The 16,237-nt window shown below is 66.5% G+C and carries 11 protein-coding genes; 5 read left to right on the top strand and 6 right to left on the bottom strand.

The features are described from left to right. Window positions 1-7 precede the first annotated feature (7 nt). Genes glgC through AC23D4_RS18170 form a run of 3 tightly spaced genes read left to right on the top strand, consistent with a single transcriptional unit; the run spans window position 8 to window position 5,341 of the window. Window positions 8-1,267 (top strand): glucose-1-phosphate adenylyltransferase, encoded by a 1,260-nt coding sequence (glgC, locus tag AC23D4_RS18180; RefSeq protein WP_472886973.1) that lies wholly within the window; start codon window positions 8-10, stop codon window positions 1,265-1,267. 2 nt (window positions 1,268-1,269) lie between these two features. Next, window positions 1,270-2,796: a glycogen synthase GlgA gene (glgA, locus tag AC23D4_RS18175; protein WP_472887112.1), complete on the top strand. Its 1,527-nt coding sequence runs from the start codon at window positions 1,270-1,272 to the stop codon at window positions 2,794-2,796. A gap of 52 nt (window positions 2,797-2,848) precedes the next feature. Then, the gene (locus tag AC23D4_RS18170; RefSeq protein WP_472886972.1) at window positions 2,849-5,341 is read left to right on the top strand and encodes a glycogen/starch/alpha-glucan phosphorylase; all 2,493 of its coding nucleotides are present in this window, start codon (window positions 2,849-2,851) and stop codon (window positions 5,339-5,341) included. A gap of 376 nt (window positions 5,342-5,717) precedes the next feature. Here the strand turns inward: AC23D4_RS18170 and tyrS are convergent, their stop codons facing one another. After that, the gene (gene tyrS, locus AC23D4_RS18165; RefSeq protein WP_472886971.1) at window positions 5,718-6,980 is read right to left on the bottom strand and encodes a tyrosine--tRNA ligase; all 1,263 of its coding nucleotides are present in this window, start codon (window positions 6,978-6,980) and stop codon (window positions 5,718-5,720) included. 200 nt (window positions 6,981-7,180) lie between these two features. Between tyrS and AC23D4_RS18160 the strand changes: the two genes are divergently transcribed. Beyond that, window positions 7,181-8,545 carry a M23 family metallopeptidase gene (locus AC23D4_RS18160; RefSeq protein ID WP_472887111.1) on the top strand — a complete coding sequence of 455 codons (1,365 nt, stop codon included), beginning with the start codon at window positions 7,181-7,183 and terminating at the stop codon, window positions 8,543-8,545. Between the two features lie 132 nt (window positions 8,546-8,677). On the opposite strand, the gene htpX is transcribed toward AC23D4_RS18160, so the two are convergent. The 4 genes from htpX to AC23D4_RS18140 all read right to left on the bottom strand — a co-directional run bounded on the left by htpX (window position 8,678) and on the right by AC23D4_RS18140 (window position 12,565). Further along, window positions 8,678-9,547, bottom strand: coding sequence for a protease HtpX (gene htpX, locus AC23D4_RS18155; RefSeq protein ID WP_305361155.1), 870 nt, complete (start codon window positions 9,545-9,547; stop codon window positions 8,678-8,680). Between the two features lie 203 nt (window positions 9,548-9,750). Further along, a complete protein-coding gene (locus AC23D4_RS18150; protein ID WP_472886970.1) occupies window positions 9,751-10,551 on the bottom strand; it encodes a DUF3025 domain-containing protein in 801 nt (266 codons plus the stop codon). 6 nt (window positions 10,552-10,557) lie between these two features. After that, window positions 10,558-11,610, bottom strand: coding sequence for a dihydroorotase (pyrC, locus tag AC23D4_RS18145; protein ID WP_472886969.1), 1,053 nt, complete (start codon window positions 11,608-11,610; stop codon window positions 10,558-10,560). A 28-nt stretch (window positions 11,611-11,638) separates the two neighbouring features. Then, window positions 11,639-12,565 (bottom strand): LysR substrate-binding domain-containing protein, encoded by a 927-nt coding sequence (locus AC23D4_RS18140; protein WP_472886968.1) that lies wholly within the window; start codon window positions 12,563-12,565, stop codon window positions 11,639-11,641. 106 nt (window positions 12,566-12,671) lie between these two features. Between AC23D4_RS18140 and scpC the strand changes: the two genes are divergently transcribed. Then, a complete protein-coding gene (gene scpC / locus AC23D4_RS18135; RefSeq protein ID WP_472886967.1) occupies window positions 12,672-14,222 on the top strand; it encodes a succinyl-CoA:acetate CoA-transferase ScpC in 1,551 nt (516 codons plus the stop codon). A gap of 145 nt (window positions 14,223-14,367) precedes the next feature. Here the strand turns inward: scpC and AC23D4_RS18130 are convergent, their stop codons facing one another. Next, window positions 14,368-16,200, bottom strand: coding sequence for an ABCB family ABC transporter ATP-binding protein/permease (locus tag AC23D4_RS18130; protein WP_472886966.1), 1,833 nt, complete (start codon window positions 16,198-16,200; stop codon window positions 14,368-14,370). Window positions 16,201-16,237 lie beyond the last annotated feature (37 nt).

Genomic DNA, 16,237 nt, shown 5'->3' with positions numbered 1-16,237 from the left:
GACACGCATGGAAAAGCCCAACCCCCAGCAACTGGCCAAACGCACCATCGCCCTCGTGCTCGCCGGCGGGCGTGGTTCGCGTCTGCACGCGCTGACCGACCGGCGCGCCAAGCCCGCGGTGTACTTCGGCGGCAAGTTCCGCATCATCGACTTCGCGCTCTCCAACTGCCTGAACTCGGGCGTGCGCCGCATCGGCGTGGTGACGCAATACAAGTCGCACAGCCTGCTGCGCCACCTGCAGCGCGGCTGGAGCTTCCTGCGCAACGAGTTCAACGAATTCATCGACCTGCTGCCCGCCCAGCAGCGCATGGGCGACGAAAGCTGGTACCTGGGCACGGCCGACGCGGTCTACCAGAACCTGGACATCCTGCGTGCGCACAAGCCCGAGTACATCCTGATCCTCGCCGGCGACCACATCTACAAGATGGACTACTCGGGCCTGATCGCCGACCACGTGGCGCAGGGCAAAAAATGCACCGTGGGCTGCATCGAAGTGCCGCTGGCCGAGGCCACCGCCTTTGGCGTGATGGCGATCGACACCGAGCGGCGCATTGTCGGCTTCCTGGAAAAACCCGCCAACCCACCCGCCATGCCGGGCAAGCCCGGTGTGGCGCTGGCCAGCATGGGCATCTACGTGTTCGATGCGCAGCACCTCTTTGAAGCGCTCGCCCAAGACGCGGCCACGCCCGGCTCCAGCCGCGACTTCGGCAAGGACCTGATCCCGGCCATGGTGGCCGCGGGCGATGCGGTGGCCCACCCCTTCGGCATCTCCTGCGTCAAGAGCACGCCCGAGGCACCCGCCTACTGGCGCGACGTCGGCACGGTCGACGCCTACTGGGCCGCCAACATCGACCTCACCGGCACCGTGCCCGAGCTCGACATGTACGACCGCGACTGGCCGATCTGGACCTACCAGGAACAGCTCGCCCCCGCCAAGTTCGTGTTCGACGACGACGGCCGCCGCGGCATGGCGGTGGACTCGCTGGTCTCGGGCGGCTGCATCATCTCGGGCGCCTCGGTGCGCCGCTCGGTGCTGTTCTCCAAGGTGCGGCTGCACTCCTTCACCACGATCGAAGAATCCGTGCTGCTGCCCGAAGTGGACGTGGGCCGCGAATGCCGTCTGCGCAAGGTGGTGATCGACAACGGCTGCGTCATCCCCGACGGCATGCAGATCGGCTTCGATGCGGCTGAAGACGCGCGCCGTTTCTTCCGCACCGACAGCGGTGTGGTGCTCGTCACCCGAGCCATGCTTGAAGCCTTGAAATGACATTGCGCGTTCTCTACGTCTGTTCCGAGGTCTATCCGCTGCTCAAGACCGGCGGGCTGGCCGATGTGAGTGCGGGTCTGCCGCCGGCGCTGGCGGCCGCGGGTGCCGACGTGCGCCTGCTGCTGCCCGCCTTCCCGTCCGTGGTGGCGGGTGTGACACCGGAAGGCCCCGCCCTGCCGGTGCCAGCGGGCGGCGCGCCCGGCCTGCCCTGGGGCCTCGGCCCTCGGCCCGACACCACGGCCGGCCCCGCGCCCTGGCTGCAGGCCGGACGCATCGGTGCCAGCGGCCAACCCGTGCTGCTGCTGCACGCGCCCGGCCTGTACGAACGCGAAGGCAACCCCTACCTCGACGCCAGCGGCCAGCCCTGGCCCGACAGCGCGCAGCAGTTCGCCTGGCTGGGCTGGGCCGCCGCCCTGCTCGGCACCGGCCTGGACCCCACCTGGCGCCCGGACGTGGTGCACGGCCACGACTGGCACACCGGCCTGGCCTTCGCCTACCTGCATCAGCTCCCCCCTTCCGGACAGCACCGGCCAGCCACGGTCTTCACCGTCCACAACCTGGCCTACCAGGGCCTGTTCGACGCGGACCAGCGCAGCGCCCTGGGCCTGCCCGATCCGCTGTTCCACCTCGACGGGCTCGAATTCCACGGCCAGATCTCCTTCATGAAGGCCGGCCTGTTGTACAGCGACGCCATCACCACGGTCAGCCCCACCTACGCCCGTGAAATCACCGGGCCCGAACAGGGTTGCGGGCTCGACGGGGTGCTGCGTGCACGCCAGTCGGTGCTGAGCGGCATTCTCAACGGCGTGGACGACGCGGTCTGGAACCCGGAAGCGGACCCGCTGGTCCGGCCCGGCTTCAGCGCCACCCGCCTGAGCGGCAAAGCCAAGGCCAAGTCGCGGCTGCAAAAGACGGTCGGCCTGGAAAAACGGCCCGACGCCCTGCTGTTCGCCGTCGTCAGCCGCCTCACCGAACAGAAGGGCCTGCACCTGCTGCCCGCCGTGGTCGACGAACTGGTGCAGCGCGGCGGCCAGCTCGCCGTGCTGGGAGCGGGCGATGCCGCCATCGAAGCCGCGCTGCAGGACTGCGCACAGCGCCATCCGGGTCAGGTGGCCCTGCGCGTGGGCTACGACGAGGCGCTGGCCCACGGCATCATCGCCGGCGCCGACGTGATCCTGCTGCCCTCGCGCTTCGAACCCTGCGGCCTGACCCAGCTCTACGGCCTGCGCTACGGCACGCTCCCGCTGGTGCGCGCCGTCGGGGGTCTGGCCGACACGGTGACCGACTGCAGCCTGGAAAACCTGGACGACGGCAGCGCCAGCGGCTTCGTCTTCCACGATCTGAACGTGGCCGACTTGTCGTCCGCGCTGCGGCGCGCGTTTGCCCTGCAGCGACGCCCGGCCGACTGGCTGGCCGTGCAGCGCCACGCCATGGCGCTGCGCTTCGACTGGGCCCGCGCCGCCAGCGACTACCTGCGGGTCTACGAGACCGCTCTGGCCACTGCCACCGATGGCACGCGTTCTGCTTGAACCCGAAACACCGCCCCCTCCCGTTCGCCACCGACCTGCCGACACCACCGCCATGCCCAACACCCTGCTCACACCCACCACCGGCACCGCGATCGGCACCGTCACCGCGCCGTTCGAATACGACCACCTGGACAACACAGTCGACGCGCTGCGCAAGTCGATCGCCAACCGGCTGGTCTACGCGGTCGGCAAAGACCTGCGCTCCGCCACCCGGCGCGACTGGCTGTTTGCCCTGTTCCACGCCGTGCGCGACCGCACCATGGACCGCTGGCGCGAAACCCTGGCCACCGCGCAGGACAGCGACGCCAAGCGCGTGTACTACCTCTCGCTGGAATTTCTGACCGGGCGCGCGCTCACCAACGCCCTGCTCGCGGTCGGCATCCACGACGACGCCAGGACCGCCTGCACCCAGCTCGGCGCCGACTTCGACGCCCTGATCGACCTGGAAAACGACCCCGGCCTGGGCAACGGCGGCCTGGGTCGCCTCGCGGCCTGTTTCCTCGACTCCATGGCCACGGTCGGCCTGCCCGGCATGGGTTATGGCATCCGCTACGACTTCGGCATGTTCGCGCAGCGCATCGTCGATGGCCGCCAGGTCGAAGAACCCGACTACTGGCTGGTCAACGGCAACCCCTGGGAATTCATGCGCCCCGAGTTCAGCTATCCCGTGCAGTTCGGTGGCCGCCTGGTGCAGGAAGGCGAGCACGTGCGCTGGGTGGACACCGACGACGTCATCGCCACCGCCTACGACAGCGGCGTGCCCGGCCACGAACTCAGCAGTGTGGCCACGCTGCGCCTGTGGACCGCGCGCGCCACCAGCGGCATCAACCTCGACGCCTTCAACAAGGGCGACTACATGCGCGCCGTGGAGGCCAAGAACGAGTCGGAAAACGTCTCGCGCGTGCTCTACCCCGACGACAGCACCGAACACGGCAAGGAGCTGCGCCTGCGCCAGGAGTATTTCTTTGTCAGCGCCTCGCTGCAGGACATCGTGCGCCGCTACCTGAAGGACCACGGCAGCTTCGACCAGCTCGCCGACAAGGTGGCCATCCACCTCAACGACACCCACCCCGCGCTGGCCGTGCCCGAGTTGATGCGCATCCTGGTGGACGAGCACCGGCTCGACTGGGACAGCGCCTGGGACCTGTGCCAGCGCATTTTCAGCTACACCAACCACACGCTGATGCAGGAAGCCCTGGAGACCTGGCCGGTGGACCTGATGGGCCGCCTGCTGCCGCGCCACCTGCGCATCGTCTACGACCTGAACGCGCGCTTCCTGGCCGAGGTGCACGACCGCTTCCCCAATGACCACGAACTGCTGCGCCGCGTCTCGCTGATCGACGAACGTGGCCAGCGCAGGGTGCGCATGGCCTCGCTCTCGGTGCTGGCCAGCCACAAGATCAACGGCGTGTCGGCGCTGCACAGCCAGCTGATGGTGGAAACCATCTTTGCCGACTTCGCCAGGATCTGGCCCGAGCGTTTCTGCAACAAGACCAACGGCATCACGCCGCGGCGCTGGCTCTCTCAAGCGAACCGCCCGCTCTCGGCACTGATCGACGCGCGCATCGGCAGCACCTGGCGCCGCCACCTGGACGAACTCAGCGCACTGCGCGAGTTCGCCACCGAACCCGAATTCCAGAACGCCTTCCGCCTCGCCAAGACGCAGAACAAGAAGCGCCTGGCCGAGCGCATCGCGCAGGAGACGGGCGTGATCGTCAACCCCGACAGCCTGTTCGACGTGCAGATCAAGCGCATGCACGAGTACAAGCGCCAGTTGCTCAACGTGCTGCACGTGGTCACGCGTTACCAGCAGATCCTCGCCCACCCGAACGCCAACTGGGTGCCGCGCACCGTGATCTTCGGCGGCAAGGCGGCCTCGGCCTACTACATGGCCAAGCTGGTGATCAAGCTCATCAACGACGTGGCGCGCACGGTCAACAACGACAAGCGCATCGGCGACAAGCTCAAGGTGGTGTTCATGCCGAACTACCGCGTGTCGCTGGCCGAGGTCATCATCCCCGCGGCCGATCTGTCGGAGCAGATCTCCACCGCCGGCACCGAAGCCTCGGGCACCGGCAACATGAAGTTCGCGCTCAACGGTGCGCTCACCATCGGCACCTGGGACGGCGCCAACATCGAGATCGCCGAAAACGTGGGGCTCGACCACATCTTCATCTTCGGCCTGCGCACCGAGCAGGTGGCGGCCCTGCGCGCCAGCGGCTACAACCCGCACCGCTACTACGACCACAACTACGACCTGAAGACCGCCATCGACCGCATCGCCGAGGGCGCCTTCAGCCCCGAAGAGCCCAAGCGTTTCCACGACATCACGCGCACCCTGCTCGAATCGGACTACTACCTGCTGCTGGCCGACTACGCCGACTACATCGCCACGCAGCAGAAGGTGGACGAGGTCTACCGCCGCCCCACCGAGTGGACGCGCCAGGCCATCATGAACGTGGCCGGCATGGGCGCGTTCTCGTCGGACCGCACGATCCGCGAGTACGCCGACGATATCTGGAACGTGAAGCCGCTGTTTGAGTGAGGTCGTGCTGTTTTCGCCGCCAAGGCAGCCGTGCGACCGAAACCCTTGTGCTCAGGCGTTACCTCATGGTCTGAAGAACCGGCGCGGCTGACTCCGCTCATGTCCCCCGGGGCCGCTGCGCGGCCCCTCCTCCTTGACTTCGCTGCGCCAGCCACGCCGGTCCTTCAGACCGCCGACTGAGCGGCATGCCAACAAGGGCGCATCAACGGTGGCCTGCCAGCACCGCTTCGGATCGAGGTGACAGTGCGTTCTGTGCAGTGAGGTCAAGGAGGAGGACCGGCGCAGCCGGTCCGGGGGACACGAACGGAACAGAGCGCGCTGGCGCCCCGATCCCGCAAAGGTGCATGAAAGAAATCAGGGCGAAAGAAGCTGCAACTCAGCCCAAAGTCACCCGCGCAAACTTCCGCTTCCCCACCTGCACCACATAAACCCCGGCGCCCAGCTTCAGACCCTTGTCGCTGACCACAGAAGAATCGATGCGCACACCACCACCATCGATCAGCCGGTTGCCCTCACCGTTGGACGCCACCAGTCCGGCGGCATTGAGCAGCGCCGCAACACCCATGGGCGCACCCGACAGCGACACCTCGGGAATCTGGTCCGGCACACCGCCCTTGCTGCGGTTGATGAAATCCTGCTCCGCCGCATCCGCCGCTGCCGCGCTGTGGAAGCGCGCCGTGATCTCCTTGGCCAGCATCACCTTGGCGTCCTTGGGGTTGCGCCCGCCGGCCACTTCCTGCTTCAGCGCCTCGATCTCGGCCAGCGACTTGAACGACAGCAGCGTGTACCAGCGCCACATCAACGTGTCGCTGATGCTCAGCACCTTGGCGAACATGCTGTTCGCCTCTTCGGTGATGCCGATGTAGTTGTTCTTGGACTTGGACATCTTCTCGACGCCGTCCAGGCCTTCGAGCAGCGGCATGGTCAGGATGCACTGAGGCTCCTGGCCATACTCCTGCTGCAGGTGGCGGCCCATCAGCAGGTTGAACTTCTGGTCCGTGCCGCCCAGCTCCAGATCGCTCTTCAAAGCCACCGAGTCGTAGCCCTGCATCAGCGGGTACAGGAACTCGTGCACCGAGATCGGCGTGCCGGCCTTGAAACGGTCATGGAAATCGTTGCGCTCCATCATGCGCGCCACGGTGTACTTGGCCGCGAGCTGGATCATGCCCATCGAGCCCAACGGAAGCGACCACTCACTGTTGTAACGGATCTCGGTTCTGGCCGGGTCCAGCACCAGGCTGGCCTGCCTGTAGTAGGTCTCGGCGTTGGCCTTGATCTGCTCGGTGGTCAGTGGCGGACGCGTGTTGTTGCGGCCCGAGGGGTCGCCGATCAGGCTGGTGAAGTCGCCGATCAGGAAGATCACCTGGTGGCCCAGGTCCTGCAGCTGGCGCATCTTGTTGAGCACCACCGTGTGACCGATGTGGATGTCGGGTGCGGTCGGGTCCAGCCCGAGCTTGATGCGCAACGGCACGCCGGTGGCTTCGGACTTCGCCAGCTTTTTCACCCAGTCGTCCTGCGGGATCAGTTCCTCGATGCCTCTCAGGGTCACCGCCAGCGCCTCGCGCACACCGTCCGTCGGCTGCACCGCCTCCAGCGTGGATTTCTGAACACCTTTTGTTTCGTTAAGGCTGTGATTCATAAGGGGTTTTTCAACTGCAACAGCCCTGGAACTGGCTATACTTTTGAGTTAGCGAGCGTGGATTTTAGTGGCCCGGCCTGGAGCCTTCCAAACGCAAGCCCCTTTGTGCGCCATGATCACGGGTTCGATCCCCGAATCAGGCGTCCTTTTTTTGCCTGTCGCCGCTGCGGCAAGCCCGCTGGAACCGCACCTTGATTTCCATGAAACCGGGCTCGCTGCCCCAGTTTGCACTCTCTTCCTCCAGCCTCCTGGTCCGTGGACTGCTCCGACACCCCCGCCGCATCACGCTGGGTGTGGGCGCGATTTTGCTGGGCACCGGCGTGACGGCTTTTGGCATCGCACCGCTGGCTCCCGATGCCGCCGATCTGCCGGTTCGGCAAGTGATCGAGGCGCTGAACACGGCTCCGCTGGGTGCCCCGCTGCTCACCGATGTCGCCTCACCCGCTGCATCGCTCACACTGTTCCGCAGCGACCAGGTGCGCCGCGATGACACCGCCCAGAGCCTGCTGCAACGCCTGGGGGTGGCCGACTCGGCTGCTCTGGCTTTCCTGCGCAACGACGCCACGGCGCGCCAGCTTTTCAACGGCCGAACGGGCAAGCTGGTCACCGCGGAAACCAACGACCGCCACGAACTGCAGCGCCTGATTGCACGCTGGTTGCCCGACGATGGGCGTGAATTCCAGCGCATGGTGATCGAAGCCGACCCCCTGGGTCACAAGGTTCGGCTGGAAACCGCCGAGCTCACGCCCAGCGTCCGCCTGGCCGGAGGCGTCATCAACAGCTCCCTGTTTGCCGCGACCGACGCCATCGGCCTGCCCGACGGCGTGGCCGTGCAACTGGCCGAGATCTTCGGTTCCGACATCGACTTCCGCCGCAGCCTGCGCCAGGGTGACCGGTTCAGCGTGGTCTACGAGAGTCTGGAAGCGGACGGCGAAACGATGCGCGCCGGACGCGTGCTGAGCGCCGAGTTCGTCAACAACGGGCGCACGCACGAAGCCGTCTGGTTCGAAGAACCTGGCCACAAGGGTGCCTATTTCGGTTTTGACGGCCAGAGCGCGCGCAAGACCTACCTGACCTCACCGCTGGAGTTTTCGCGCGTCAGCAGCGGCTACGGCATGCGTTTTCACCCCATCTCTCGCAAGCAGAAAGCCCACCTGGGTGTGGACTACGCAGCGCCCACCGGCACGCCCGTGCGCACCATCGGCGACGGCGTGGTCACCTTTGCCGGCCGAAAAGGCGGCTACGGCAATACCATTGAAATCACCCACCGCAACAACCAGTCGACCCTTTTCGCGCACCTGAGTCGCATCGACGTGAAGCAGGGCCAGAAGGTTGAGCAGGGTGACCGCGTGGGGGCCGTGGGCTCCACCGGTGCTTCGACCGGGCCACACCTGCACTTCGAATTCCGCGACCGTGGCGTGCACCAGGACCCGCTGGAGATCGCGCGCCAGAGCGAGAACATCCCGATGAGCCCGACGTTCCGCGCCCGCTTTGACGCGGTCGCGCAATTGCAGCGGCAACACCTCGACGCAGCGGCCACTGTCCAGCAGGCCAGCGCCGAATAAGCCACAGTCCAGCGCGATCCCGGGCCAGGCTTCTGCCCGACCCCGACCCCCAGCAAAAAGCCCCGCGAGACATCGCGGGGCTTTTTGCTGGTCAGAAGCCACCGATCAAACGGCGGCTCCGGAGCGAGGGGATCAGAGTTTTTGCAGCGCTTCGATGCGCTCTTCCATCGGCGGGTGGGTGGAGAACAGCTTGCCCAGGCCGCCGGCAATGCCCATGGCCTGCATGGTCTTGGGCAGCTCGCCGGGCGTCAGGCCACCCAGGCGCGCCAGCGCGTTGATCATGGGTTGCTTGCGCCCCATGTAGTTGGCCGCGCCAGCGTCGGCGCGGAACTCGCGCTGGCGGCTGAACCAGGCCACGATGATGGCGGCAAGGAAACCCAGCACGATGTCCATCACGATGGTGGTCACCATGTAGCCGATGCCCGGACCGGAATGGCTGTCGCTTCCGCGGCGCAGGAAGCTGTCCACGGCATAACCGATCACGCGGCTCAGGAACACCACGAAGGTGTTCATCACGCCCTGGATCAGCGTCATGGTCACCATGTCACCGTTGGCCACGTGGGCCACCTCGTGGCCGATCACGGCTTCGACCTCTTCCCTGGTCATGCTCTGCAGCAGGCCGGTGGACACCGCCACCAGGGCCGAGTTCTTGAAAGCACCGGTCGCAAACGCATTGGGCGCGCCGTCGTAGATGGCGACTTCGGGCATGCCGATGCCGGCCTTTTCGGCAAACTTCTGCACTGTCTGCACGATCCAGGCCTCGTCGGCGGTCTGAGGCTGGTTGATGACCCGCGCGCCGGTGCTGAACTTGGCCATGGGCTTGCTGATGAGCAGCGAGATGATGGCGCCGCCAAAACCGATCACGAGCGAGAACCCGGCCAACGCCGTCATGTTCAACCCGTTGGCGGTGAGGAAGCGGTCCACACCCAGGATGCGGGTGGTGACCAGCAACACCGCCATGACGGCGAAGTTGGTCAGGACAAACAGCAGGATGCGTTTCATTTTTTCTCCATGTGGACGGTGACCCGGTTGAACAACCGGCTGCAAAGACAGGATCGTTCAGCCGCCCCAAGGTTCCATCTGAAACCCGGGGCCGGTGTCCGCGCGGCACCGGGGCGGGTGCGCGCATGATACCGAGAAACCAGTATGGGGACAGGTGTCGGCAATTCAAGGGAAAAGCCTTGAATTTCAAAGACTTGAACGATTCAGCCAGCGCTCGGTGACCGGGCATCTCCAGGGAGGCGCTGCGGCCGGAACACACCGGCGTCGGCATAAAAGTCCGCCTTTTCATTCCCGGCCCACCAGCCCGGCACCCCGAGCACGGGCAGTGGCGTGAAGGGCTTTTCACCCAGCCCGGTCGCGCTCAATCGGCCCGCCAGCCAGGCATCCCATGCCGCCAGGTCATCACCCAGGCCCGGCGGCACCGGCGCCCGGTAGACATGGCCGGTGATCGACTTATAGGGCGTCACCAGCTTCTCCAGCAGGGCGTGGCCGAACAGCACCAGCCGCGCCTGCGCCCACAGGGGCCGCAGCGCCACGAAGAGTCGGGTCCACTCGCGCGCGATCAGCGCGTCCCAGAGTTCGTCTGGGGCCTGCAACAGCACGGCGTTTTCGTCGAACAGCGTGATGGCATCGCGCACCGGGCCGCGCACCTGGCCCACACCGGCTTTCTGAATCTCCTCCGCCTGCAGGCGGTTGAGCAGGCGTTTGGTGGCCGGAAAGCGCATCCAGCACAAGCCATTGAAGAAGTCGTGCAGGCCTTCTCGCGTGGGCACGCTGCCGGTTTCGAAGATGAACTGCTCGTAGGCTGTGCCTTCGGGCAGATCGGCCTGCGGCACGAAGCGCGGGCCGAGGGTTCCGATGCGTTGCGTCAGCGCCTGCGGCAGCGGAACACCCCGCTCGCAGGCGCTGCGCACCACCGCGCCATCCACGGCAAACGGCGCGTTCCAGGGCAACGCCCAGTCGGGCGCCGGCCAGGTCTGCACCGCCTCGATCAACGCGCACATGGTGGTTCAGCCCACCAGCTTCCAGGGCAGTGCCTCGCCCGAGCGCAACGGTTTCAGCTCGGCTTCACCAAAGGCAAAACTCTCGGGCGGCGTCCAGCTTTCGCGCTTCAGCGTGATGGTGCCGCTGTTGCGCGGCAGGCCGTAGAAGGCCGGGCCGTTGAAGCTGGCAAAGGCTTCGAGCTGGTCGAGCGCGCCGGCCGCGTCAAAGACCTCGGCGTACATCTCGATGGCGGCGTGGGCGGTGTAGCAGCCGGCGCAGCCGGTGGCGTGCTCCTTCAGGTGCGCCGGGTGCGGTGCGCTGTCGGTGCCGAGGAAGAACCTGGCGTTGCCGCTGGTGGCCGCGGCCACCAGGGCCTGGCGGTGGACTTCGCGCTTCAGGACCGGCAGGCAGTACCAGTGCGGGCGGATGCCGCCGGTGAAGATGGCGTTGCGGTTGTAGAGCAGGTGGTGCGCGGTGAGGGTGGCGCCCAGGTACTCGTCGGCCTCGGCCACGTACTGCGCGGCTTCTTTCGTCGTGATGTGTTCCATCACGATCTTGAGCTCGGGGAAGTCGCGGCGCAGCGGCTTCAGCTGCTGCTCGATGAACACGGCTTCGCGGTCGAACAGGTCGATCTCGGGGCTGGTGACTTCGCCATGCACCAGCAGCGGCATGCCGGCCTTCTGCATGGCTTCGAGCGTTTTGTAGGTCTTGCGGATGTCGGTCACGCCGGCGTCGCTGTTGGTGGTGGCACCGGCCGGGTAGAGCTTGACGGCGACCACGCCGGCCTCTTTGGCGCGGGCGATCTCGTCGGCCGGCAGGTTGTCGGTCAGGTACAGCGTCATCAGCGGCTCGAAGCCCATGCCGGCGGGCACGGCGGCGCGGATGCGTTCTGCGTAGGCCAGGGCTTGCGCCGCGGTGGTCACCGGCGGCTTCAGGTTGGGCATGATGATCGCGCGGCCGAACTGGGCCGCGGTGTGCGGCACCACGGTGCGCAGGGCCTCGCCGTCGCGCACGTGCAGGTGCCAGTCGTCGGGGCGGGTGATGGTGAGGGTCTGGGGTGCAGAGACAGGGGCGTTCATGATCCCATTGTCTCAAATAGCCTGCAGCTCAGGCCTTGGTTTGCGCGGCCAGGTGTTTTTCCAGATCGTTCCAGAACGCATCCACCGAGCCTTTGGCCTTGCGCGTGCCCGGTCGCTCGCGGTAGATGCGGATGTCCAGCGCGGTGTCGAGTCCCTGCCCCGCGCTCACCAGGCGCTTGGCGCGCAGCTCACGGCGCACGGCGCTGGCGGGCAGGAAGGCCACACCGTGTCCTTCGAGCGCCATGGCCTTGAGGCCTTCGGCCATGTCGGTTTCATAGATGCGGTCCAGGTGCACCGTCGCGGTGCTCTGCTTGAGCATCTGCTCCACGGCGCGCCCCATGTAGGCGCCGGGCGCGTAGGCCAGGTAGGGCAGCGGATGCGCCACCGTGCCCGGCAGCGTGAACAGGGGTTCTCCCTGTTCGTTGGGCTTGACGAAGGGCGACAGCGTCTCGCGGCCCAGCGGCAGCATCTCGTAGCGCGCGGCGTTCAACTGGATCGGCTGCGAGGTGTGGTGGTAGGCGATCAGCAGGTCGCAGCTGCCTTCGACCAGGCGCATCACGGCGTCGTGCACGTTGAGCGCGATCAGCCGGCTCTTGATCGGGCCGCAGCTCTCGCGCAGGCTGGAGAGCCAGGCCGGGAAGAAGGTGAAGGCCAGCGTGTGCGGCACCGCGAACTCGATCACGTCCTGCGCCGCGGCCGTGTGGGCCCTGAGCATGGCGCGCGTGGTCTGCAGCGCCTGCAGGGTTTCCAGCGCCTGCTCGTAGAGCGTCTGGCCCGCGGGCGTGAGGCGGGTGGGATAGGACGACCGGTCCACCAGGTCGGTGCCGGCCCAGGCTTCGAGTGACTGGATGCGGCGCGAAAACGCGGGCTGGGTGACGTGGCGCAGCTGCGCCGAACGGCTGAAGCTGCGCGTTTCAGCCAGGCTCACAAAGTCTTCCAGCCACTTGGTTTCCATGGTCGCGGATTATGCGCGCGGGTGAATCCCGGTGTTTTGACGCTTTGCGGTCATGGGCATCCGTTACGATAGCCAATACCTAGGGTTAACCCTGATATTCCATCCCATGACACAGAACCCGCCTCCGATCCGCCCGTCCCGCATCGCCCACGCCGGCCTGCGCCAGAAAATCATGTCGGCCGAGGCCGCCGCCGCCCTCATCGAAAACGGCGACCACGTCGGCATGAGCGGCTTCACCGGCGCCGGCTACCCCAAGGCCATTCCGCTGGCGCTGGCCCGGCACATCCAGGCGCACCACGACGCCGGCAAGGCATTCCGCATCGGTGTCTGGACCGGCGCCTCCACCGCGCCCGAACTCGACGGCGCGCTCGCCAAGGTCGGCGGCATGGACATGCGCCTGCCCTACCAGTCGGACCCGACCTGCCGCGCGCGCATCAACGACGGCGAGATGGCCTACATCGACATCCACCTCTCGCACGTGGCGCAGTACGTGTGGTTCGGATTCCTCGGCAAGCTCAATGTGGCGGTGATCGAGGTCGCGGGCATCCTGGAAGACGGCCGCCTGATCCCGGCCACCTCGGTGGGCAACAACAAGACCTGGCTGGACCAGGCCGACAAGGTGATCCTGGAGGTCAACCACGGCCACAGCCTGGGCCTGGAAGGCATGCACGACATTTATTACGGCACCGAACGCCCGCCGCACCGCAAGCCGATCCCGATGACCCACGCCGGCGACCGCATCGGCGAGCCCTACCTGCGCTGCGACCCGGCCAAGGTGATCGCCATCGTCGAGACGAACCTGCCCGACCGCGACACCCGCTTCTCGGCGCCCGATGACGCCTCGAAACGCATCGCCGGCCACCTGATGGCCTTCTTTCAGGACGAAGTCCAGCAGGGCCGCCTGCCGCCCGAGCTGCTGCCGCTGCAGTCGGGCGTGGGCAACATCGCCAACGCGGTGATGGAGAGCCTGAACGAGGGCCCGTTCAATCACCTGCAGGGCTACACCGAGGTGTTGCAGGACGGCATGCTCGCCATGCTCAAGTCCGGCAAGATGGCCATGGCCTCTTCCACCGCGCTGTCGTTCTCGGCGCCCGTGATGCAAGAGTTCCTCGCCAACCTGGACTTCTACCGCGAGCGCATCGTGCTGCGGCCACAGGAGATCAGCAACCACCCCGAGGTGATCCGCCGGCTCGGCATCATCGCCATGAACGGCATGATCGAAGCCGACCTGTACGGCAACGTCAACTCCACCCACGTGATGGGCACACGCATCATGAACGGCATCGGCGGCTCGGGCGACTTCGCGCGCAACGCCTACCTCTCGGTGTTCATGACCCCGTCCACCGCCAAGGGCGGCAGCATCAGCTGCATCGTGCCCATGGCCAGCCACGTGGACCACACCGAACACGACGTGCAGATCATCGTGACCGAACAAGGCCTGGCCGACCTGCGCGGCCTGTCACCGCGCCAACGCTCGCGCCTGATCATCGAGCGCTGTGCCCACCCGGATTTCAGGCCCGCGTTGCTGGACTACGTGGAACGCAGCGAAGCCAACGCCCGCGCGGGGCATGGCGGCATGCACACGCCGCACCTGCTGGACGAAGCGCTGTCTTGGCACAACCGGTATGAGCAGACGGGGAAGATGCGGGCGGCTTGAGGGCTGGCGGGGTCGTTCGCTCCGGTGGCATGGCTGGCCTGGCCCTCACCCCTGCCCTCTCCCAGTGGCAGAGGGCGTGAAGACACGGCCGCCGGGCCGAGACCCGGCACGCCTCGAAGGCCAAAGACACAACGACAAAGAGGGATCAGTCCGTCCCTGACTGCTGCAGCGCCCACATCCCCGCATACACACCACCACGCGAAACCAGATCAGCGTGCGTGCCCCGCTCAACGATCTCACCGTTGACGAGCACCAGAATTTCATGCGCATCCACCACCGTCGACAAGCGGTGCGCAATCACCAGTGAGGTCTTGTTCCGCGCCGCACTCTTCAACTCCGCCTGGATCGCCCGCTCATTCGCCGAGTCCAGCGCCGAGGTCGCCTCGTCAAAGATCACGATGGGCGGGTTCTTCAGCAGCGTGCGTGCAATCGCCACCCGCTGCTTCTCGCCACCCGACAGCTTCAGGCCGCGCTCACCCACCGTGGTGGCGTAACCCAGCGGCAGCTTCTGGATGAAGCTGTGGATGTGCGCCGCCTGCGCAGCGGCGACCGCGGCCTCGTGCCCGGCCTCGGGCCGGCCATAGAGGATGTTGTATTCGATGGTGTCGTTGAACAGCACCGTGTCCTGCGGCACGATGCCGATGGCCTGGCGCACGCTGGACTGCGTGACCTCGCGGATGTCCTGGCCGTTGATGTTGATGCGCCCGCCGCCGTGCGGCCCCCCGGGTTCGTGGTTGCTGACGTCGTAGAAGCGGTAGAGCAGCCGCGCCAGCGTGCTCTTGCCCGAGCCCGAGGGCCCGACCACCGCCACCGTCTTGCCGGCCGGGATCTCGAAACTGATGCCGTGCAGGATCTCGCGCGCTGGCTCGTAGGAGAAGCGCACGTTCTCGAACGTCACCGCCGGCGGGCCGTCGAGCACCAGGTCCTGCGCGCCCGGCTGGTCGGCGATTTCGCGCTCCTTCTCCAGCAGCACGAACATCTTGTCCAAGTCGGTCAGGCTCTGCTTGATCTCGCGGTAGAGCACCCCCAGAAAGCCCAGCGGAATGTAGAGCTGGATCATGAAGGCGTTGACCATCACCAGGTCGCCCAGCGTCATGCGGCCCTCGGCCACGCCCTGGGTCGCGCGCCAGAGCATCAGCACCAACGCCACCGCGATCACCACTTGCTGGCCCGCGTTGAGCAGCGACAGCGTGGTCTGGCTCTTGATGCGCGCGCGGCGCAGCTTCTCCAGCGCCTCGTCGTAGCGGCTCGCCTCGAAAGCTTCGTTGTTGAAGTACTTGACAGTCTCGTAGTTCAGCAGCGAGTCGATGGCGCGCGTCTGGCTCACCGACTCCAGCTCGTTCATCTCGCGCCGGAACTTGGTGCGCCACTCGGTCACGGTCACGGTGAAGGTCACGTAGAGCACCAGCGCCACCAGCGTGATCCAGACATAGCCCATGTCGAACTTGGTGCCCAGCAGCGTGAGCACCATGATCACCTCGATGAGCGTGGGGAAGATGCTGTAGAGCGAATACGAAATGAGCGACTGCACGCCGCGTGTGCCGCGTTCGATGTCGCGCGTCATGCCCCCGGTCTGGCGCTCCAGGTGGAAGCGCAGGCTGAGCGCATGCAGGTGGCCGAACACCTGCAGCGCGATGCTTCGCGTGGCGCCCTCGGTGGCCTTGGCAAACACGAGTTCGCGCAGCTCGGTGAACACGGTCGTGGACAGGCGCAGCAGCCCGTAGGCCACGATCAGCCCCAGCGGCACCACCAGCAGCGCCTCGACGCTGCCGGGTTTGATCGTCATCGCGTCCACCAGCTCCTTGAGCAGCAGCGGCACGCCGACGTTGGCCATCTTGGCCGCCACCATGAAGGCCAGCGCAAAGCCCACGCGCCACTTGTACTGCCACAGGTAGGGCAACAGGCGCGAGAGCGTGGCCCAGTCGGAGCGGCGCTGTGCCGCTGCGTCCCCGGGGGAGGGGGTCGCCGGCAGGGGCATGGAAACACGGGATGAATGGGAGCGCATGCGGGACAAT

The sequence above is a fragment of the Hydrogenophaga sp. L76 genome, from assembly GCF_057654755.1.
This window is presented reverse-complemented; position numbering and strand designations above follow the sequence as displayed.

Coding starts and splice junctions, on each gene's coding strand:
- glgC (WP_472886973.1), top strand. CDS start 8: ATGGAAAAGCCCAACCCCCAGCAACTGGCCAAACGCACCATCGCCCTC.
- AC23D4_RS18170 (WP_472886972.1), top strand. CDS start 2,849: ATGCCCAACACCCTGCTCACACCCACCACCGGCACCGCGATCGGCACC.
- tyrS (WP_472886971.1), bottom strand. CDS start 6,980: ATGAATCACAGCCTTAACGAAACAAAAGGTGTTCAGAAATCCACGCTG.
- AC23D4_RS18160 (WP_472887111.1), top strand. CDS start 7,181: ATGAAACCGGGCTCGCTGCCCCAGTTTGCACTCTCTTCCTCCAGCCTC.
- htpX (WP_305361155.1), bottom strand. CDS start 9,547: ATGAAACGCATCCTGCTGTTTGTCCTGACCAACTTCGCCGTCATGGCG.
- AC23D4_RS18150 (WP_472886970.1), bottom strand. CDS start 10,551: ATGTGCGCGTTGATCGAGGCGGTGCAGACCTGGCCGGCGCCCGACTGG.
- pyrC (WP_472886969.1), bottom strand. CDS start 11,610: ATGAACGCCCCTGTCTCTGCACCCCAGACCCTCACCATCACCCGCCCC.
- AC23D4_RS18140 (WP_472886968.1), bottom strand. CDS start 12,565: ATGGAAACCAAGTGGCTGGAAGACTTTGTGAGCCTGGCTGAAACGCGC.
- scpC (WP_472886967.1), top strand. CDS start 12,672: ATGACACAGAACCCGCCTCCGATCCGCCCGTCCCGCATCGCCCACGCC.
- AC23D4_RS18130 (WP_472886966.1), bottom strand. CDS start 16,200: ATGCCCCTGCCGGCGACCCCCTCCCCCGGGGACGCAGCGGCACAGCGC.